At 56.2% G+C, this 20,234-nt stretch carries 19 protein-coding genes; 10 read left to right on the plus strand and 9 right to left on the minus strand.

The window, feature by feature from the left end; all coding sequences use genetic code 11:
- Positions 1–3: 3 nt before the first annotated feature.
- From ACIPR4_RS14400 to ACIPR4_RS23180, 3 genes are all read right to left on the minus strand, one after another.
- Positions 4–3,279 carry a DUF3857 domain-containing protein gene (locus tag ACIPR4_RS14400; RefSeq protein WP_041586824.1) on the minus strand — a complete coding sequence of 1,092 codons (3,276 nt, stop codon included), beginning with the start codon at positions 3,277–3,279 and terminating at the stop codon, positions 4–6.
- Between the two features lie 224 nt (positions 3,280–3,503).
- Positions 3,504–3,896 (minus strand): PDDEXK nuclease domain-containing protein, encoded by a 393-nt coding sequence (locus tag ACIPR4_RS23175; protein WP_245536354.1) that lies wholly within the window; start codon positions 3,894–3,896, stop codon positions 3,504–3,506.
- 27 nt (positions 3,897–3,923) lie between these two features.
- Positions 3,924–4,328, minus strand: a complete 405-nt coding sequence (locus ACIPR4_RS23180; protein WP_245536355.1) for a DUF1016 N-terminal domain-containing protein — start codon at positions 4,326–4,328, stop codon at positions 3,924–3,926.
- A gap of 154 nt (positions 4,329–4,482) precedes the next feature.
- Here ACIPR4_RS23180 and ACIPR4_RS22555 point away from each other — a divergent pair, with 154 nt between their 5' ends.
- From ACIPR4_RS22555 to ACIPR4_RS14415, 3 genes are all read left to right on the plus strand, one after another.
- A complete protein-coding gene (locus ACIPR4_RS22555) occupies positions 4,483–4,632 on the plus strand; it encodes a hypothetical protein (protein WP_187290189.1) in 150 nt (49 codons plus the stop codon).
- A gap of 383 nt (positions 4,633–5,015) precedes the next feature.
- Entirely contained in the window at positions 5,016–5,636 is a 621-nt protein-coding gene (locus ACIPR4_RS14410) for a DUF433 domain-containing protein (RefSeq protein WP_013569392.1), read from the plus strand.
- Position 5,637: 1 nt separating this feature from the next.
- A complete protein-coding gene (locus ACIPR4_RS14415) occupies positions 5,638–6,057 on the plus strand; it encodes a DUF5615 family PIN-like protein (protein ID WP_013569393.1) in 420 nt (139 codons plus the stop codon).
- A 251-nt stretch (positions 6,058–6,308) separates the two neighbouring features.
- On the opposite strand, the gene ACIPR4_RS14420 is transcribed toward ACIPR4_RS14415, so the two are convergent.
- The 5 genes from ACIPR4_RS14420 to ACIPR4_RS14445 form a co-directional block, all read right to left on the minus strand.
- Positions 6,309–6,683: a winged helix-turn-helix transcriptional regulator gene (locus ACIPR4_RS14420; protein ID WP_013569394.1), complete on the minus strand. Its 375-nt coding sequence runs from the start codon at positions 6,681–6,683 to the stop codon at positions 6,309–6,311.
- A 102-nt stretch (positions 6,684–6,785) separates the two neighbouring features.
- Entirely contained in the window at positions 6,786–7,109 is a 324-nt protein-coding gene (locus ACIPR4_RS14425; RefSeq protein WP_013569395.1) for a hypothetical protein, read from the minus strand.
- Positions 7,110–7,176: 67 nt separating this feature from the next.
- Complete coding sequence (locus ACIPR4_RS14430; protein ID WP_013569396.1) at positions 7,177–8,523, minus strand: TolC family protein; 1,347 nt, start codon at positions 8,521–8,523, stop codon at positions 7,177–7,179.
- A gap of 338 nt (positions 8,524–8,861) precedes the next feature.
- A complete protein-coding gene (locus ACIPR4_RS14440; protein WP_013569398.1) occupies positions 8,862–10,451 on the minus strand; it encodes a DHA2 family efflux MFS transporter permease subunit in 1,590 nt (529 codons plus the stop codon).
- 25 nt (positions 10,452–10,476) lie between these two features.
- Positions 10,477–11,649: an HlyD family secretion protein gene (locus ACIPR4_RS14445; RefSeq protein ID WP_187290190.1), complete on the minus strand. Its 1,173-nt coding sequence runs from the start codon at positions 11,647–11,649 to the stop codon at positions 10,477–10,479.
- 176 nt (positions 11,650–11,825) lie between these two features.
- On the opposite strand from ACIPR4_RS14445, the gene ACIPR4_RS14450 reads away from it, so the two are divergent.
- From ACIPR4_RS14450 to ACIPR4_RS23345, 3 genes are all read left to right on the plus strand, one after another.
- The gene (locus ACIPR4_RS14450) at positions 11,826–12,740 is read left to right on the plus strand and encodes a LysR substrate-binding domain-containing protein (protein WP_013569400.1); all 915 of its coding nucleotides are present in this window, start codon (positions 11,826–11,828) and stop codon (positions 12,738–12,740) included.
- Positions 12,741–12,891: 151 nt separating this feature from the next.
- Positions 12,892–13,308, plus strand: a complete 417-nt coding sequence (locus tag ACIPR4_RS23340; RefSeq protein WP_281046811.1) for a phytoene/squalene synthase family protein — start codon at positions 12,892–12,894, stop codon at positions 13,306–13,308.
- Positions 13,309–13,376: 68 nt separating this feature from the next.
- Positions 13,377–13,847, plus strand: a complete 471-nt coding sequence (locus ACIPR4_RS23345; RefSeq protein ID WP_281047450.1) for a squalene/phytoene synthase family protein — start codon at positions 13,377–13,379, stop codon at positions 13,845–13,847.
- A 24-nt stretch (positions 13,848–13,871) separates the two neighbouring features.
- Here the strand turns inward: ACIPR4_RS23345 and ACIPR4_RS14460 are convergent, their stop codons facing one another.
- On the minus strand, positions 13,872–14,606 hold the full coding sequence (locus ACIPR4_RS14460) for a siderophore-interacting protein (RefSeq protein ID WP_013569401.1): 735 nt from the start codon (positions 14,604–14,606) through the stop codon (positions 13,872–13,874).
- 200 nt (positions 14,607–14,806) lie between these two features.
- Between ACIPR4_RS14460 and ACIPR4_RS14465 the strand changes: the two genes are divergently transcribed.
- The 4 genes from ACIPR4_RS14465 to ACIPR4_RS14480 all read left to right on the plus strand — a co-directional run bounded on the left by ACIPR4_RS14465 (position 14,807) and on the right by ACIPR4_RS14480 (position 20,169).
- Positions 14,807–15,589, plus strand: coding sequence for an AraC family transcriptional regulator (locus ACIPR4_RS14465; RefSeq protein ID WP_013569402.1), 783 nt, complete (start codon positions 14,807–14,809; stop codon positions 15,587–15,589).
- 305 nt (positions 15,590–15,894) lie between these two features.
- The gene (locus tag ACIPR4_RS14470) at positions 15,895–16,935 is read left to right on the plus strand and encodes a tetratricopeptide repeat protein (protein ID WP_013569404.1); all 1,041 of its coding nucleotides are present in this window, start codon (positions 15,895–15,897) and stop codon (positions 16,933–16,935) included.
- Positions 16,932–19,481 carry a TonB-dependent receptor gene (locus ACIPR4_RS14475; RefSeq protein WP_013569405.1) on the plus strand — a complete coding sequence of 850 codons (2,550 nt, stop codon included), beginning with the start codon at positions 16,932–16,934 and terminating at the stop codon, positions 19,479–19,481. The genes ACIPR4_RS14470 and ACIPR4_RS14475 overlap by 4 nt, the downstream gene beginning before the upstream one ends.
- A 4-nt stretch (positions 19,482–19,485) precedes the next feature.
- Positions 19,486–20,169, plus strand: coding sequence for a Fe2+-dependent dioxygenase (locus ACIPR4_RS14480; RefSeq protein WP_013569406.1), 684 nt, complete (start codon positions 19,486–19,488; stop codon positions 20,167–20,169).
- The last annotated feature ends 65 nt before the right edge of the window (positions 20,170–20,234 follow it).

The following is a 20,234-nucleotide window of genomic DNA, read 5'->3' on the forward strand; positions in this document are numbered from 1 at the left end:
AATCTACTCTGCCGCACCTTCGACTGCGATGCCGGAGTTCAGCATCAAGACGAAATCGCAAGTCGCACTTTTCTTTCCGCAATACACAACGGCATCGCGCAAAATACGCGCGGGCGATCCGGCTGGCTCCGCACCGGGCAGACGCAACGACTTTGTCTCGTCCAGCAGGGGCCTGAGTTTTGCATCGCCGGAGACAAGCATAGCGGCTGCGACCCCATCGGCGTTCAACTGCAGACGCACCGTGCCGCCGCCCTCTGCGCCCGCGCTATTCTTCACGTGGTAGCTGCGAAAGTCCTGCATCGACGTGGGAAAGCTCTCGCCACTCGCTGCCTTGACCCCGTTTTTCTCAAGGCGCGCAATGGCTGCGGCCACTTCGGCATAGTCCTGCTTCGCATCACCCGCATGCTCCGTCTGCCTGGAAAGCCGGTACATCCATAGCGCATCTGCATTGCGGTCCAAAGCCTCGAAGGTCTGGGCCAGGTGATTGCCGACGATTATGTTTTCCTGTGAAAACCATGCTGCGCGCAAGTATGGTGCGGCCTCCTTCGGTTTGCCCTCCAGCAGGAGAATGTAACCCAGCGTGTCCCATGAGGCCGTGAGGTTCGCCGATGCAGCAAAGGCCTTCGTATTCGCCTCTTCCAAAACCTGGGAGGCGGTCATTTTTTCCAGCAATTCGACCGAACGACGCGACTGGGTCTCCGCGAACGGCAGATCGATCTTCGTCTCCGACAGCACGTAGACGTTATTGTTGATGACATCCGGGTCATCGCTACCGTCCATCGCCTTTTTTGCGGCCATAGCAGCTTCTTCGTTGCGATGCAGCTCGTACAGCGTGCTTGCCACCTGCGAAGCCACTGCGCGGTCTTCAGGCTGGCGCGCCTGCAGATCGCGCAGAACTCCGAGCGCATGCGTATAGTCACCCTGTTTGTTATAGATGAAGACACGCATCTGCTGAACCCGAGCGTTGCTGCCGCCGTACTTGCCCAGTAATGCTTCAGCATCGCTGTAACGCTGTTTATTGCTGTACTCCTGGGCTAATCCGAGCACCATCGAGGGATCGTCATCCGGATGCGCCTTCATCTCTGCTTCGATGTCGCGGGCGGCAGCGTCGAGGTCGCCGTCACTCGCCTTGACCAGGCCAAGCATACCCAGAACGTAAGGCGCATCCGGCGAGCTCTTACGTAAAGCTTCCAGGCGGCTGCGTGCCCCCCCGATATCTCTTCGCTGCAGCATGGCGGCGATCTCTGCCAGTTGTTGTCTTGCATCGGAAGGGTTCGAGGGGTCGGCGGAAGGCATCGCATCTTTGGCCGGTGCGGTGGATGCGCTCTTCGCGCCCTCGTTGTTGATCGTGAGGTGATCGGGCGGAATGAGTCGCAGATAGGGCTCCCCGTCGTTCACCAGAGTTGCTTTCTGAAAGGCAAGGTAGTCCTTCCACCGGTCACGCGGTAGCTTATGCACCTTGACGACAAGCTTGCGGTCCGCGATGACCTTACCGTCGACGAGGCGATAGGTCTTATCGTAGGTAGCGAACTCCCGGGACACATGAACTGCGTCAGGCAGCTCGGCACGATAGCCCGCGGGAAGGGTAATGGTGCTGTGAGCCTCGACCGTACGCGGTGCGCCAAGGTCGATATCGTGTTCGGGCGCCTTCTCTTCGCTTACAAGAGTAAGTTCAACGACGGGAAAGAGGGGCAAAGATTGCTTGTTCTCCCACCCAGCGTACTTCTCACGGCTGTAGTCGTAGGTGATCTTTACGGGGGCGCTTGCGTCGGCCTGACGCATGTCCGTGCCGCTCACCTTGCCGCCAAACCCCATGGCCCCCGAAAGGTACTGCATCGCGTCATCCCATTGCGCAGGCGACAGCCGCTGCATCATGATGCGTAGATCCAGTTCACTGTCCGATCTCGCGGTGAGCACCATATGGCTTTTCATCAGGCCGTCGCTGTCCAGCGTACCCACAGCAACAAACTCTTCGTGATAGGTATAGGGTGGGTTGGCCGGAGTTCTTTCAAGTGAGGCCGGTGCCTTATCCGGGATAACGAGCGCCTGCTGATCGCGGATGATGGGCATGAGAACACGAAAGGGTGCGACCTCGGCGGTGGAATCGAGCCAGACTTGCTCCGGCTTGCCCGCTGCGTCAGGCAGTTCGACCGTTGTGATGGCGTGGTTGAAGACCGAGGGTGAGGGTACCTCCGTTACCGGGGCGATACCCGCCCCGATGAGTACGGGTGCCGTGGTCATCCCTTTGGAGCGCAGCAAACTCTCCAACAGGGTGTCCTTGTCTTTGCAATCGCCGTAGCCGTGGTCCAAAACCTCGTCGGGTGTATGCGGCTGGAAGCGGCCCACACCAAACGAGAGCGAGATGTAGCGGATCTGCGTCGCAACGAAGCGATAGAGAGCCTCTGCCTGTTCTTGAGGTGTCTTCGCGTTCTTCGTCAGCTCGTCCGCTTTGGCTCGCACGCTGGCGGTAGGCTGAAGGCGCTGCTCTGCCAGACTGCGGTACCAGTCACCCACCTCGGCCCAGCTACGGAACGTGGTCCATGCCACGCTGGGTAGCTTGCGTCCGTCGGCGTCCTCGTCGGGGTCTTTCACCTCGGCGGCGGTCATCTTGCCGTTCTCGTCGCGCGCGCTGGCCTTGATCTGCGACGAGGTCCATGTCCACACCTGCATTCCGTCGCGCCTCACCGGCGTCGTTTTGTGGTTCGGACTCCAAACCTGCACATAGGTCTTTTCCGGCACAGCGAGCGTTAGACTTTGTTCCAAAACGACGCCACCCTGCACCAGGAAATGCTCCGCCCCCCAGAATTGTCCCGGCGCTTGCGCCTTGGTAAGAACGGTGTGGAACTGGTATTCCAGCCGGTCGCCCGACGCAAGGCTACGCACAGGCAGATGTTTCTCCTTCAGGTCCGAGTACATTGGTGCCTCGCGGGTCACTTCGGCCGGCATCTCCATGGCTTCGTTGACTGGCGTGTTGATAGTGCTACCGTCCGGCTTGTGCACGCGTACGAATTCCATCGTCGCTGTCGAATTCGCTGAAGCGTAGGACAGATTTAATACGCTGAACTGCCGCGCTACGCCATCGGACTGAACGCGCACGATCACATGCTGCACGACGTCTCCGGTACCGTCGGCCTTCATCGTGGTGGTGGTGTCATACCGCTCAAAAACAAATGGCTCATCGCGGTACGGATCGATGGAGTACATGGGACTTTGAGTACGGGACGGCAGTGGCAGAGTCGCAATTATGGCAGCGGACAGCAGAATCAGACGGAGTTTCATAGGTGTATTGCGTGTATAGCAGATTTCGAAGATGCGGTACATGCCAAAACATTGCAAGTCTCAGACTGCTGCTGCAGGCAGACCGACAGCTCCTGCGTATACACGTGACGCTGGTTGGGACATGCCGGACTGGACCAAAAGAATTTATTGTCCTTGATCTCTGTCTTCCTTGGTGCTCGATAGTTGAGCACGCTCGCGTTCCAGTTCATTTCTCAATTCTTCTTCTAAAGGAAGAACCAGCTTACAATGGCTCGCGAACAACTGTTCGTTGTCATGAAGAACGGAGTAGCGAACCACCGATGCATCTTTTTGCGCACAAAGGATGCCCCTACGGTGGGATTGTCGTCGGGATCCTGCCTGAGTTCATCCATCACGCGTACGTACATATCCATCTGCCCTATGTCCTGATGCGTCAGTTCGCCGGATTTGAGATCGAACAGCACAAAACATTTGAGCAGGTAGTTGTAGAAGACCAGGTCTAGATAGAAGTCCTTCGATTCTGTGCTGATGCGATACTGCCGTCCGATAAATGCGAAGCCTCCGCCAAGTTCAAGAAGGAATGCCTGCAGATTATCCAGAAGGGTACGTTCGAGATCCGCTTCAAGAAGTCTCCCCACGCCAGTAAGACCAATGGAACTCGAGCATCACGGGATCGCGTACAAAATCCCGTGGGATCTGCAGAGTTGCGATCGCTCCCTTCGCTTCTTCTGTGACGGCAGCTCGATCTGAACTCGCGAGGAGCCGTTCATAATAGAGCGTGTTGATCTGTCGTTCCAAAGCCCGGGCGTCCAGCCCCGAGTCGCCGCTTCCTTCATATACAAGGACCGCGCGGCTTCGTTTTCTACTCGCAGGAGCGTTCGGTAGTGGGTCCAACTCAATTCATGACGCAATGCGTCACGAATTGGAAAAGCCTGATAAAACAGCCGCATATAGCGCAGATTCGACGTATCGAAGCCTCGTCCAAATTCTGCAGCCAACGACGCAGCGAGGGTTTGGAGTAAACGACTGCCGTATTCGGCGCGAGCAGAACCACCCTGCTCAAATTCCACAAAATATGGTGGCCGATCTCCCAGCAAGTCTGCACTTGAACGGCGTCGACGGCCCGCAAAGCTCGTTGCCGAGCAGTCTGGATTAGCTCTCTGAGGTTGTGGAGCAGAACCTCGGTTTCCCTCTCCTCCGCTGCTGTCGGAATATGGAGACGATGTGAAGGTGGTTCAGGAGCTCATGCGCCACGCCAAGATCAACACCACCATGGAGATCTACACGCACGCTCGGATGGAGAAGAAGCGACAGGCGCAGAGTAAGGTCGTGGACGTTCTGTTTGGGCGGGAAAGGGAGATGGCGCATCGATGAGACGCGAGAACAGTCAGATTTGGGTTTTGTGCCCTCTCTGTGCCCATTTGCGCCCTTGGGAAGGCATCGTTGCTCTAAGTTGTTGATCTGATGGTGGGCACAGCAGGATTCGAACCTACGACTTCCACCGTGTGAAGGTGCCGTGCCAAAGCTAAGTTATTGACGGCAAAGGGGATAATTGACGGCAAAACCGGCAAAACCGGCCTAAACGGCGGTATTTGCCACAAAAATGCCACAAAGCAATAGCACACCGAAGTGGGCATGGGTTGGTCCGCGGGGAACCAACCCAGCTTGGCTTTACGCTGACCTTCAACCACGCGTCACCGGTCAGGAATTAAATCTTCAGGAGCCCATGAAGACTTATAATCGGATCGAGGTGGCGAATGAATCAACTCATGGAAAACCTGACGACAACGGAAGCGGCGGTTGCGGCGGGCGTTTCCCTGCCCCAGATCAATCGGGTCATTGACGATAGGATTCTGCCGGATCATTGGTACAGCACCTCGCCCGTGCGTACCTTCCGCACCGATGCCTGTCTCTTCATCGCCTTCTATTACGAGACGGCGGATTGGTTGACGGCATCCGCCAGGTTGCAGACCATTCGCGATGCAGCAGTTCATCCCTCAACCTGGAAACAGTGGAAAGACTTCGTAGTGGGAGATCATTTTCTAACCGTCCGCTTCGACGATCTGTGGAAGAGCGTGGATCATCGACTGCACAGGCTCGCCGACGCCGAAGAGATGGTAGTGGAAGACCCAGAGATTCTGAGCGGCACTCCAGTGATTAGTGGAACCAGAATTCCGGTCTACAGCGTGGCCGCGCTCTTCGACGCCGAAACACCCTTAAAGGAGATTCTGGAGATGTATCCGCGTCTGACCGAATCTCAGGTGGAACTCGCATCCATCTACGCGAAGGCCGTGCCTCAGCGGGGTCGCCCCAAGCGCAGGGACTATCCGGTCTTGAGCATGAGGCGGGGCAACCTCAAGACGCGGATTGCAGGTTGAGGTGGTTCCAAAGTTCCTGATTGACGAATGCCTCAGCCCTGATCTGGCGCTGCTCGCGCGCGAGCGCGGCTTTGTCGAAAGCTCGCATGTGACCTGGCTCGGCAAAGGCGGATCGAAGGACTGGGAACTGAAGCAATTCATCCTGGACCACGACTGGATCTTCGTCACTCGGAACAGCACAGATTTTCGAGGCTCTGCCCATGAACCAGGTTCTCACGGGCAGTATGCAGACGTTCCAATACATGCGGGGCTGGTTTGCGTAAATGGCCCCGACCGAATGACCGCCAAGATCGAAGTTGAACTTTTTGGCATTGTCTTGGATGCGATTGGCATGACGGGGCTAGTCAATGAGGTGATCGAGATCAATCTGGAAGAAGTAGGAAGCGGGTATGAACTTGTGCGATACGCGCTGCCCACATAGGAACGTCGCCGTGACGGTGAACCGGAAGACACGTAACGAAAACCGGGACAACGGATGGCTGCTTTTGGCTCCGTGAGTCACCCACAGCACCGCTTATTGTCCCGCCAAACGTCGACCCCGGCCCAGCCCTCTTGTCCGTGATGAGACCGCTACTCGCGAATGATATCCAACATACTTGAGTATCCGTCTGAGGGGATGCCCATGCCGTGGATGACAGCGATTTGGTCGCGGACTCGTTCTCCACCAGATTGCTATGACCGGTCGTTTCTCGATACGTCAAGATAAAAGTTGCCCCACTCTACTAAGTGATCCAAGAGGGCGCAGACCCTCTCTCTCACTCGTTCATTCAGGTCATATTCGATATGAAGGACAAGATCGCTCAGGTCCTTACGGATAACGATGCCTTCGGATTCGAGTTTTCTTAGGTTTTGTGTCAGCATTTTTTTGGATGCGGTAGGCATGATCCTCGCCAATTGTCCAAGACGGATCGGGCCCGATCGCATGGCGCAAAGAATTTGGATTCTCCATTTCCCTTGGAAGAGGACTTCGAACGCAAGATTGGCGCGGTGAACGTAGCCTGCGTCTAGGTGCTGCGTTCGAGTCGCTTCTTTCTCTTTGCTCTTCAAGGTTCAGTTTCTCCTTTTCCAATGGGCGTTTTGAGCCGTGCTGTCATCCCACGTTGTTAATCAATCCCCATTAGTGGCCAGCCTTCCGGAGTGATGTGATCCCTAGAGATCGGCCACACGTCTCTCTGCTATATCGATCACTTCGTTGCAGCGAGCCACAGTTGCGGCACTAAATTGACACTCCAGCTTTGCAACGAGCTTCATCGATGAAAGGATGTTTCCGCACATTAGCTTTGCAGCGCCGCGTGGCTCGCGTTCCAGTTTGTTGAGTTTGATATACCAATGAACCTTCTCCGCATCCAGATACACCTCGATCATTTTGTTCAGAAGCAGATCGAGTGCTCTGCACACGCTTGATTCGGCGGACACGGCTGAGACCGCCTTGCGCGGCAGGGTTACGAGTTCGTTCTTACGTTGTGTCCTCATTTAGCCCTCCGCTGTGCTGAGGAGCGTTAGAAGTTGGCATCAAGGGTGATGCCAGACGGCTATGCCCCTATTTCCTATAGGTTTCTTCAATGTGGCCAAGCGCCCGCGCAAGATTCGCCCGCGCTTGATTTTCTTTGTACAGCGCAGCAATTTGTCCGTCGTAGGCTCGGGCGAGGATGTCCTGCGCTGTAACGACTTCGACGTTGTCTCCCACGCCGGACTGGAAACGATCCTGGGCCTGCGTGACTTCCTGCTGCGCGAGGTTCAGACCCGCATCAGCTACCAAGACTTCTTCCAATGCGGCCTTAAGCCTTGCTGATGCAGTCTTCACCTCAAGCGCGATCTGATTCTGCAGTTCGGACTTCTCTCTTTCCAGTCGATTGATTCGAAGGGTGGAAGAAGCGATCTCCGAGCGTATCCGTCCGCCTGTAAACACAGGGATCGAGAGAGAGGCTTGGTACTGATAAACCGGGATTGCGTTACCCGGCTGTTTTCCTTCTTCAGACCATGAACCATTGATCCACAGAGTGGGAAGTCTCTCACCGCGTGCCCCCGATCCTTCGAGGTGGGCAGCCCGCAACCGGTCGTTTACGGCAATCATTTCTGGACGTTGTGCATAGGCCGCCTCTAAAGATGCCTCCTCAGGTGCGAACACCTTTTTGTTTGCAAAAGCATCTTGATCGATGAGGACCACATTCGTCGAAGGCGGCAGACTGAGCAAACGTACCAACCCGAACAACGCCGTCTCTGAGTCCTCTCGGGCTACGATTAACGCCTGCTGCTGTACCTTGAGCCGCTGCTCGGCTCGTAGCGTATCGAGACCTGTGCCCGCTCCTGCAGACTCCTGATGAGAGGCTTGCTGAAAGAGCCGGTCCGCCAAAGCCGCTTGTGACTCTGCCGCGTTCACTGTAGCTGCCAAGCGGACGCAAAGCAGGTATTGGGTCACCGTGAGGGTCACGATCTGTTCGCGCACACTATTGGCGTCGGCAACGGCTGCAGAACGATTGGCTCCCTGAGCACGGTAATGCTGCCAATTAGCTGCATTGAACAAGGGAACACTAAAGCTCGTGCCGACATTCACGGCCTGGAACGGGCCTTCATGCTGAGGAAAGCCAGATCTCGTGCCGATGAGTGTTTCTACATTGATGCGTTGTAATCTTTCATTCATGCCCACGCTAACCTGCGGAAGCAAAGCTGAAAGGGCACGACGCTGATCTTCCCTGGCGAGAGCGGCGTCAATGAGACCTATCTGAACGTTGGGATTCTGCGTCGTGACGAGATGAACCGCTTCCACGAGGGTGATGTTCCGCTCCTCCATCGCTTGCCCGTGTAGAGGATGATGCATGCCCACAAATAGAGAGACAATAGCGAATGCGAGCAAGGAAGTTTTCTTAACTACGAACGTGGATGTCATGATTGTGTCCTAAGAGCTTGTCGACGATTGCGCGAACCTGATCCAGGCTCACTTGCGTCAGGTTTAGATCGGAGCGGCCGAGAAACTGCTCACTCAATTCCATAGGCGGCCGAGGGTTTTCTGCAATCTCACCGGTGAAGCCGATGAGCGTTGGCCCCTCATCACAGTGATGGATACATCCACAAGGACGAACATCAATGTGCGCGGCAGCCCGGCCTCTGCGTGCCAACTCCGTCCGAAGAGCAGGAATGATCTCTGCGCTTCCTGAGCTGGCACAACACTGCCGGCCTCGCGTACGTGTGGTCACGCAGACAAATACTCGCAGGCAAGGCTGGTCATTATTCGACATGTAGTTCCACCGGACCAGTGCTCTTCTTGCTGCGTATCAACAGTGGAATGGGTGCGGCCAAGAACGATGCAACCGCAAGAACCCAGAAGATGTCGATGTAGGAAAGCATCATCGCCTGCTGCTCCACGACACGAGCAACCAGCGCAATTGCGCCCACCTTCGCATCGACATATGACCAACCGTGCTGAACCAGTAACTGCGTGTTGGAACTCATGACGGCGCGATTGGCCAGGTCCGCCGGAGTCAGATGGCTCACCATCATGCTTTGGTGCGTTTGGACGCGTCGGGCTAACATTGCCGCAGCCATGGAAACACCAAAGCTGGCTCCCATGTTTCTACCGAGGTTGAGTAGACCGCTCCCGCTTGTTATCTTCGTCTTGACCAGAAATCCGTAGGCCATTACGTTGATCGGAATCATCAGGAAAACGACGCTCACGATCTCGAAGATGCGTGTTCCCAGTACCCTGCCAAAGGGAACATGAAGATTTGAGTGGACCAAAATCAAACAGACTACGCCGTGCATCAGAAAACCCAGCACGATCATGTAGCGAGGCGTCATCCGCTTGATGAGAAGTGGCATCGCCGGCATGAATACAAAAAACACGAGTGCACCTGGCGATAGGGCGAGACCCGCCGATGTCGCTGTCCACCCCAGCATCTGCTGGCAGAACAGCGGCTGCAGATAGGTCACGGCGTAGAAGACGAAGCCAAAGACTAGCATTGCGAATACCGAAAGCGAGAAGTTTTTGTTCGCGAGAAGGCGCAGGTCCACTACAGGATGGGAATGGGTTAATTCCCATCCCACAAACGCGATAAGCGACACCACCGAGAGGATCGAAAACGTGGTGATGGTGATCGATCCGAACCAATCAAGTACCTGACCGCGATCAATCACGAATTGCAGAGACCCCAGCCCCACGGCAAGAAACGTCAACCCCTGGTAATCGAACTTCCTGCTACGTGGTGCAAATCGCTCGATATGTGGGGGATCCTGAATGAGACGTGAGTTTGCGACGAAGGCGAAGATGCCGATCGGAATGTTGATGAAGAAGATCCAACGCCAACTGTAGTTGTCGGTGAGCCAACCGCCCGCGATAGGCCCAATGGCCGGCGCAACCGTCGCCACAACGGCGAACAGCGATTGCGCCGTACTCTTCTTTTCCGGTGGGAAAGCGTCCATGAGAATCGCCTGGGAGAGAGGTTGAAGCCCTCCTCCACCGAGCCCCTGAAGCACTCTAAAGAACACCAAAAAGCCAAGCGATGGCGCCAGACCGCAAAGAGCCGAGGCAATCGTGAAGATTACGACGCTCCAGAGGTAATAGTTCTTACGGCCGAGCAGGCCAGTAAGGTAACCGCTGAGCGGTAGCACGATTACGTTCGCCACAAGGTAGGACGTGAGCACATACGTTGCCTCGTCAACGCTTGAGGATAGATCGCCGGCAATATGTTCCACTGCCACATTCACGATCGTGGTGTCCAGAAACTCCATGAAGGCGGCGAGCGGCACCGTGGCGGCGAGGAGCCACGGGCTAACGTGTCGCTCTGACGGTCCTGGAAGTGCTATCGCTGTGGTTGCCATATCGGTTCCGATCTCGAATGCCGCTTCAGCGGGTGTGAATGGTTACGTCAACATTCGCTCCAACGCTCAGAGCGTTAGAACTTACAGCCTCTGGATCGAGCGCGATCTTAACCGGAATACGTTGCACAATTTTCACGAAGTTGCCTGTGGCGTTTTCGGGGGGAAGCAGAGAAAGGCGAGAACCCGTCGCATTGGAGACGGAAGCAACATGCCCAGAGAAGGTCCGTCCCAGTTGATCCACCTTCACCTCGACACGCTCACCACCGTGGACATTGCGGAGCTGAGTCTCTTTGAAGTTCGCCGTGACCCAAACATCGCGGGTAGGAACCAAGGTGAGGAGGGTTTGACCGGGGGCAACATAGGCACCGGCTTCGACCGTTCGCCTCGTAACCTTGCCTTCCTGCGGAGCTATGATCTCCGTGTAAGAGACTTGAAGCTTCGCCGCATCGAGGTTCGCATGAGCCGCCAAGACCGCCGCTTGCATCGCATCGGCGTCTTGGCTACGCATACCGACCTGTCCGCGATTGGTATGCGCTGCGGACAACTGGGCCTGCGCTTGCTGTACACGCGCAGCTGCAGCTTGCACTATAGCGTCGCTGATCTGAGCTGTTCCCCCTTGAGAGGCCAAACTCTGCTGCGCGGCTTCGAGCTGGCTCTTAGCCATGAGCTCGTCCGCTACAAACCGGTCGTACTGTAGGTGGGAGATTTCATGCTTGTCTGCGAGATCCTTCATTCGTGCAAGGTCTGCACGAGTCCGCTCATAGTTGGCCTGTCGGTCGGCCACGTTTGCCGATATTAAAGAAGTGTCCGCGTGATGCGCTTTCTCGGAGGTGGCACGGGCGCGAGCGTATTCCGCCCTTGCATCCGCAAGGTTTGCCTCCGCGCCTGCGACGGCGCTGCCGGTTACTCCGGCAGTGAGGGGAACATCACTTAGGGAAGAGGCAGCTTGCGCCTGCGCAACTTTGAGAGCAGCTAAGGCCTGATCCACACGAACTTGTGCGTCGCGCGGATCAATGCGGGCGATCACCGCTCCCTTATGGACAATCTGGTTGTCATCCACCAGGAGTTCGCTGATATAGCCGCTGATCTTTGGAGACACCGGGACAAGTCGACCGTCCACTTGAGCATCGTCGGTGCTGACTTGGCCATGCGTGAAGATAAGGTAGAGTCCCAATACACCAAGCAGCAGTACTGGCATCGCGAAAACAAGGGTGCGTCGGCCTCGGAATAGGCGAGGCATCTTAGACGAAGCAGCGGTAGATGTTGTTGACATTCGAATCGTCCTCTTGGACAGCATCGTCGCTGTCTAGAAGAACGATAAGTCTTAGGCGTTAATTACAAAATGGTCTCGCGGTAAATGTATACTTGCGTTCTATGCAATCCACCGATATGAACCTACTACTTGCGCTGGATGTTCTATTGAGGGAAGAGAGCGTGACCATCGCAGGAGAAAGGATGGGCTTGAGCGCCCCGGCGATGAGCCGAACGCTCTTACGGGCCCGCAAGCTAATGGGCGATCCGATTCTTGTTCGGGCAGGCAGGCGCCTTGTACCTACGCCCAAAGCGCTTGAGTTGAAAGCACGCATCCAGGCTTTAGCAGATGAGGCCCGTTCCATCGTCCACTCAGGACCGACTGCCTCACTTGCCGACATGAGACGAACTTTTACTATTCGTGCCGACGAATCATTCGCGGGCGCGTTCGCAACCAAAATCTTGGATCGGCTAAATGAAAAGGCTCCGCAGATGAATGTGCGCTTCCTCGCTAGACCAGACGAAAGTGTAGAACCGTTACGCGAAGGAAGCGTCGACCTCGACATCGTCTCAAGGAGTATGGCTGGACCCGAGATCAAGGTGCAGATGCTAGATCAAGTGAAGTTCGTCGGTGCGGTGAGGGCTGGCCATGTTCTTGCGCGAGAAAAGATTACAGCCGCGAAGTTCGCTTGTCACAAACACATCTCCTCGGGTCGGATGGGCAAACCGCGAGGTCCGATCGATTTTGAACTTGAAAAACTAGGCTTGAGTAGAACGATCGGCCTTTGGGTTCCGTCGTTCTTTTCAGCTTTAGTAGCAGCTGCAACCTCGGATTTGGTCGCCGCTGTGCCACGATACTTTACTTCTTCTGCAGTTTCGCTGTTTGGACTCCATACCTTCCGCATACCCTTAAACCTGGAACCCGTTACGATCTTTCAGGTATGGCACCCGCGATCAGATGCCGATCCTGCGCATCGACTCCTTCGCGAATGTGTTCGCGGCGCCTTCAAGGAAAAGAGCCTCGCCTTTGGGAGATAGGGCAGCCGAAGCACAGTCATCAGAGCAATCGCCACTTTGGGACGAAGATACATTGGCCAGAAACATAATGGTCTGCTCGCGAACCCCGCCTCCGGGTATCAAACCGGCTATCTTAACGGAAATTGACTCTCAAACACTTGGGTCTTCATCGATGATTTTCAATACGCCGCACACACGGCTTCAGGGTGCCCCTCCGGCGTTTGTCGAACCAGCCACTGCTCCGAACCTCCAGGATGCGCGCGCATGGTGTAAGGCGCTCGCAGAGTCGCATTACGAAAACTTTCACGTCACCACTTGGCTTCTGGCTACAAGGATTCGCGTCCACCTTTCTTCGATCTATGCCTATTGCCGTGTGTCCGATGATCTCTCGGACGAGGCAGGCGATCCGCTTTTGGCCCTTAGTCTTCTCGACGAGTGGGAACAGATGCTTCACGAGATTTATGATTCTCCAGCCTCCGTGAGGCATCCCGTCCTCATTGCACTTGCTGAGACCATCCATGCGTGTGGTATTCCGCGTGAACCGTTTATCCATCTTCTCGTCAGCTTCCGGAGTGACCAGGCCTCCTAGGGTATAAAGCGCTCGAAAATCTAGCCGCCTATTCCGACAGTTCCGCGAATCCAGTAGGCCGTCTCGTTCTGTACGTCTCCGGGTATCGAGACCCAGAATTATTAGCTCTGTCAGACAAGATTTGCACGGGATTGCAATATGCCAACATGTGGCAGGACGTCGGTGCCGATTTCACGGAACGTGGGCGCATCTATCTTCCTCAAGACGAGATGCGACGTTTTGGCGTTACGGAAACACAGATCCAAGTCGGGGAGTTTACCCCGGCCTATCGAGAACTGCTTCGCGATCTCACGGGAAGAACACGCGTTCTCTTCGCTGCTGGAAGGCCCATCGAGAACCGCGTTGACTCAGATCTTGCATCCACCCTTCGACTTTTCCGTTGTGGAGGTGAGGCGATTCTGGACGCCATCGAAGCAATAGATTTCAACACTCTCAACAAACGGCCGATTGTTACCAGGGCCACAAGGCTAGGTCTGCTCAGTGGGACTCTGATCAATAGGTTAGCGGCAGCACTTCGCTACAAAGGAGTGACTGCCTAATGATTAAGGACAATTTTCAACTTGTCAGCCTCTCTCCCTATGACCGGCTGCCCCAAGTTTCCAATATCCAGCAGCATGAAGCGCCGAACGGCTCAGTCCTAATTCCGTAAGGAGATATTTGCGGATCGTACGCACCATCGAAGACTCTCCGGCGAGCCAAATCTGACAATCCTCGACCTGGAGATTTGCTCGCCGAACTTCCTGCTCAAGCTGACCTGTGGTGCCCGGAGAACGATCATGCGCGTGCAGCCAGTTCACTGTAAGATTCGCTCGCGTGGAAAGAAGCTGCTCGTCGGCTGCGTCAGCTACCTCGATAAAAGCGCTAGCGTCCACACTCTCTGGAAGGGTCGCGAGAATCTCGTTCGCCGCAGGCAGAAAACTGGGGTCTCCAATGAGAACATACCGATGCTTGCCAAGGTCTACGTCAAAACTAGGGCGGGGTTTGGAGAGGTGCAGAATGTCTCCTGCACGAGCACGCAGTGCCCAGCCTGAGGCGCATCCAAGATCGCCATGAAGGGCGAAATCTATGGCCATCGTGCCCTTCTCCGCATCGAATGCTCGTATGGTGTAAGCCCTGTTTTGCTGCTTGTTTCCGGCAGTGGCAGGAAAGAGGATGCTGAGCCACTGACCTGGCTGCTTAACCTCTAGCCGTCGGAATTTCTCATGCGAGAGAGTTACTCGCCGCATGTGCGGAGTGATGTCTTCAATGCCGATTACAGTGGCTGGAATCATCAAGCCCTTCAATAAATCGAGAAGCATAGTACGTGTCTCCTTTGCTTATGCTGTCTGTCAGTGCCTCCGCGCGGCACTTCGCCAAATGACAATCACTTAAAGCACTTATCAGCCGCAGCTAAAGCACTTATCAGCCGCATATGCGACCGATTCAGTCTGTGTTTAGAATAGCCATAGGCAGTCTAGCGTGCTCCGCGTAATCCGACGCGCTCTACTTCAAAACGGTCATGGCAAAACGGCGTTCGCCTCATTTCGTATCTCTGAAGCATGTGCCCCGCTCGCTAGCGGCGATCGCCCATTCTTCCCTTGCTGGAGCAAAGGGTCCGTGGCACACCCACGATCGAGCGCAGTTCATCTATGCAGCATCCGGCTCGATGAAAGTGAACACCGACCTGGGCTGCTGGATCATTCCTCCCCAGCGGGCCGTCTGGATGCCTGCTGACTATCCTCATCAAGTAACCATGATTGGCGCGGTTGAACTCCGGACGGTTTACATCCGGGAGGACCTCTGCCCGTCCCCTGCTCCGAATGTGCCGCGAATGCTTGGGGTTTCTGCATTCCTCAGAGAACTGGTCTTGCGGCTGATGGAAATGCCAGTCGAATATGACGAGAGTGGTCAGGACGGTCAGATCGTCAAGACCTTCTCGGGCGAGATCGACTGGACTCCACTCCACCCCGTGAGCCTGCCACCGCTGCATGATCAGCGTTTGCGGGTTGTGGAAGCGGCGTTAACCAAGAACGCCGGCAGCACGCGGACGCTGGAAGATTGGGCAACACGGCTCGATTGCTCTCCGCGAACTCTGGCTAGACTCTTCCTGAAGGAAACGGGACTCTCCTTTCATACGTGGAGAGATCAGATCCGCACCTTCGCGGCACTTCCGATGATGGCAAACGATAGACCGCTTTCAGAGATCGCAGATGAACTCGGCTATGAAACAGCCTGGGCTTTCACTGCCATGTTCAAGCGAGTCACGGGTCAATTGCCGAGCCGCTATTTCTCATCCCACTAAGCAATACATCATTTCCGCTGTGGCAATTCGCCGCGTAAACATATAGCGCAGAGAAGTGCCCCTTAATAACTGCCGTCTCGCCGTCCGAAAAATCTTGCACTAACCGTTTAGCACATCGGCTTTCGCGCTCATTCTGGTCCGTCCGATAACTGTGATGTCCGATTGGCCGTAGGCACTGTCCAGTGTCACGGAGCATGCCAAATCTTTCCTCGCTAATCTAATCCAGACCCATTCAGTCGTATATCGCATCTGCGATGGATCGGAGCAGCGGAGTGCCAAATCGAACTTTTCAGGATACGTGTTCAGTGCCGTCCTCGGACAGCGTACTGATCCCGCCGCGCTGGGTCGTGCAAATTCGTACGAAGCGAGTCACTACAGACGAACTGCGGGACATGTTGGTCCGGAATCCAAGCGATGCAGCGCGATGGATCGAGACTGCCGCGAAAGCGGAAATGGTGGCAGCTCAGATTGTATGGGGTCAATTGCTGCTCGACGGGCGTGGCGTCGAACGCGATCCTACAGCCGCATTCGGCTGGTTCCAAAAAGCTGCCGCACAGGGCAATGTCGAAGCGCGCAACATGGTTGGGCGCTGTTACGAGCAGGGTTGGGGCGTTGCCGTCGATTTCAACCGGGCGACCGAGTTGTTCGAGAACGCCGCCGTGGCAGGCTATGCGTGGGGGCAAGTCAATTTCGCCCAGATGTTGATGCGCAAGGGTGACGCCGCAAACCGCCCACGATGCTTTGCGTTGTTCAAGGCGGCAGCCGAAAGTGGAACGAGCAAAGTAAATCTTAAGGCGATGAACTCGCTGGCTCGCTTCCTCGAAGAAGGATGGGCGGGACCGCGTGATCTGGCCGGTGCGGCATTTTGGTATCTCAAGGCGGCGCAGCTTGGCGATCACTGGGCGCAATACAATCTCGCCACCATCTTCTTCAGCCAGGGCCATCACAAAACGGCGGACGAACTGATTCGGAACGCCATCGCGATCAGCGATAACGGGTTTCGTCGGCGCATTGCGCCTCTCCTCTTGGAGCGACCGGAACTAATGCTTCGCCAACTTGGCCTAAACGCACTGGAGCGCTGTGCTGCAGGCAACGTGCCAGAAGATCTTTACGCTTATGGGCTGGCCCTCGATCAGGGCGTTGCGGGTCCCCGCGATTCGCACAAAGCTATCAGGCTGTTCAAGGCAGCGGCGGCCAAGGGAGATGCGCTTGCGTGCGCGCGGCTGAGGCCGCAAGCGCGCATGGCGCGGTTTTGGCTTCAGCTGCATACACACATCCGCCTCGTCACGACGCGTGTTGCCATTTCCATGTTCCACAACACCAATCCCTCCAAGGAGATTTCATGAAAGCGATCCAAACCTTGCGACCGGTCTTGTCCGGCCTTGCTGCCTCTGCCAGTCTCGCCAGCCTCGGCGGTGGTGTTCTGTTCGTCGCTCCGGAACGGGCCGATGCCCAGGGCACCCAGCCTTCGCAGAGTCATCTCTCGTCAACGGTTCGCCGGTTCGATATCCCCCCGGGGCCGCTGAGCGATGTCGTGAGCGCCCTCGAGCGCGAAACGGGCATTCATATAACGCTTGCGATCCATTCGATCGGATCGATTCACTCCCCGGGCGTCTCCGGCAGCTTCACCGCCGAACAAGCGCTCCATGCGATGTTGGCCGACACCGGCATTCGGGTTCGCGTCACATCGCCGACGATGGCTGTCGTGGAACTTGTTCCCGCAAGCGAGACCGTGGAGGTCACTGCCTCCACCAACGCGCTACAGACCACGACGGATGTCGGCCGCCTCCCCGACACTTTACAAAGCACGCCACAAACAATCACCTCGATCTCGCAGGTGATGATCGAACAACAGCAGGCGACAACGGTCGACCAAGTTTTGCAGTACGTGCCTGGTATCACGGTCGCCACCGGCGAGGGTAACGGCGGAATCAGCGGCGATCAGTTCCGCATCCGTGGCTTCGACGCCTCCGGCGACATCTATGTTGATGGCCTGCGCGACTTCGGTTCCTACGTCCGCGACAGCTTCGCCACAGAGAACGTCATGGTCATCAAGGGGCCGGCCTCCGAGAGCTTCGGCAATGGCACCACAGGTGGCGTGATCGAGCTCGACAGCAAGAAAGCGCATCTCGGCAATGCATCTTCGTACGAAGTAACCGGCGGCACAGGTCCGTATGGGCGCGGCGTGTTCGACATCAATCGACAGCTGAACGACACGACGGCGGCGCGCATCGTTGCCATGGGCAACGGTCAGGACGTGGTGGATCGTGACCACGTGTACTCGAACCGCTGGGGCGTTCTCGCCTCCGTAGGATTCGGTCTCGGAACCGACCAGACAGTCGTCGTGGATTATTTCCACCAACACAGCGATCAACGACCCGATTTCGGCGTGCCGATGAACAGCGGGGTGACAGGCGTCGTCGGTGTACCGGTCACGGAACTGGGTGTATCTCGTAAAAACTATTATGGCCGCGAGAGCGATCGTGATCTGATGGACGCCGATGTCGCCACAATCCTTTACAAGGGGCATTTCGGCGACTGGCTAACCCTCACGAACGATACGCGCGTCGGTCATTACACGCGCGATCTTAGATTTACTCCGAGCTTGTGCCTCGACGTCTCACCGCTTCTCTCTTATCTTTATGGCATCCCGGCGGGAACCTGCGCCACCGATGTGTCGAAGGGCAACCTCAACACCAACTATGTGATCTGGCCGGTCGGCGGCAACACGCCAAAAAGTTCCGGCGCCGAGAACGTCACCACGGCGCTCGTGCGGTTCCATACGCTTGGCATGCGACATGAATTGGTCGCGGGTGTCGATGAATATTATCAACACGCCAGCATGAAATTTTATACGCCCAGTGGAACTGAAACACCGGGGACATTGCTCAACCCTATTTATCAGAACTCGCCGGGATTCTCTCTGGTCTTAGCATCCACGGGTACGAACTCGAGAAGCTGGGATGTTGGTCCTTTCATCAGCGACCGGGTCTGGTTGACGCATCAACTATCTGTTTCTGGCGGCGTACGGTGGGATCATTACAGCGTCCGCGGGAACGCATCGGGGACGATATTCAACGCGCCCTCGCAGTTCGCCAGCCCCAAGGCGTCCTTACTCTGGGAGCCGACACTACATCAAACCTATTACTTCAATTTCGCGCGCTCGGTTACACCGTCGGGCAACAACATCACGTCGCTCAGTACGACCTCATCCATCCTTTCGGCGCAGAGTCAACCCAACCTCAAGCCGCAAGGATCCAATCTTTACGAGGTCGGCGGCAAGTGGAGCCTTTTGCAAGATCGCCTCGGAGCCACGGCAGCCCTGTACCGTCTCGAAAAAAATAATACGGCCTACACGGATGCCATAACGGGCATACAAACCACGACCGGTGACGTGGACCGCGTGCAAGGCATCGAGCTGGGACTGACCGGGAAGATCACGCGCGCCTGGGATACGCAGGCCTCCTACAGCTTGATGGACAACAAGATTGTCTACTCTGCAATCAGCGCCTTCACGCCAGTATCCGCTATCGGCAATAGGGTTCCTTATGTCTCCAAAAATGGCATCGCTCTGTGGACCACCTATGATGTGGCGACGCTGATTCCATCGCTTCACGGTCATCTGCTCGGTGGTGGCGGCTTCAACTTCCGCTCCGATTATTTTGTGGACAACGCCAATTCGTTACACATTCCCACCGCAACGACTGCCACAGCGATGCTGTCCTATGACCTCGAGCGCTATCATCTCGGGCTCAACGTGAACAACTTGACCAACACACTGGCCTACAACTCTGCCTTCGGCAATGGCTACGCCACTCCGGTAGCGGGACGGACGTTCCTGTTCACCTTTGGCCTCCGCCTCGCCTCTCCCCGCAAGCATGGAGGTTTCTGATCCCATGCTGATAGAAATGCCACAGATACTGTCGCAGGACGAAGTCGCAACCATCCGCAGCCTGATGGAGGCTGCGGAGATGGTCGACGGTAAAGCCACGGCCGGCGAGCTGGCGGCGAAGGCCAAACACAACCTGCAACTTCCGGAGGGTTCTGCAACCGCGCGGCAGGCCGGCGACATCATCCTTCGCGCGTTGGGCCGCAACCCACTGTTCAACAGCGCTGCGTTACCATTTCGCGTATTGCCGCCGCTGTTCAATCGCTACGACGCGGGCATGAAATTCGATTCCCATGTCGATGGCGCTATACGCGCGGTCCCAGGCGCCGGCATCCGCATGCGTGCTGACCTTTCTTCGACTCTATTTCTCACACCGCCGGATGATTATGATGGCGGCGAGCTGGTGATCGAGGACACCTACGGTGAGCATGCCGTGAAGCTGCCCGCAGGCCACATGGTCCTCTATCCAGCAAGCAGCCTGCACCGCGTCAATCCGATCACGCGTGGGTCGCGCTGGTCCTCTTTCTTTTGGACCCAGTCGATGATCAAGGACGACGGCTTGCGCGTACTGATGTACGACCTCGACCGTGCCATCATCGAGGTCCGCCAATCCTTGAATGGCGACTCGCACGGAACGCTCGCGCTCACGGGCGTCTATCACAACCTGCTCCGCCGCGAGGCAGAGCTATGAACTGCCACTTCATTCCGCGCTTGTTCGAGCGCTTGCTCTACACACACTTCCCCTCACGGAGTGCA

Origin of the sequence: Terriglobus saanensis SP1PR4 (assembly GCF_000179915.2) — a bacterium.
In the GTDB taxonomy this organism is placed as follows: Bacteria; Acidobacteriota; Terriglobia; order Terriglobales; family Acidobacteriaceae; genus Terriglobus; species Terriglobus saanensis.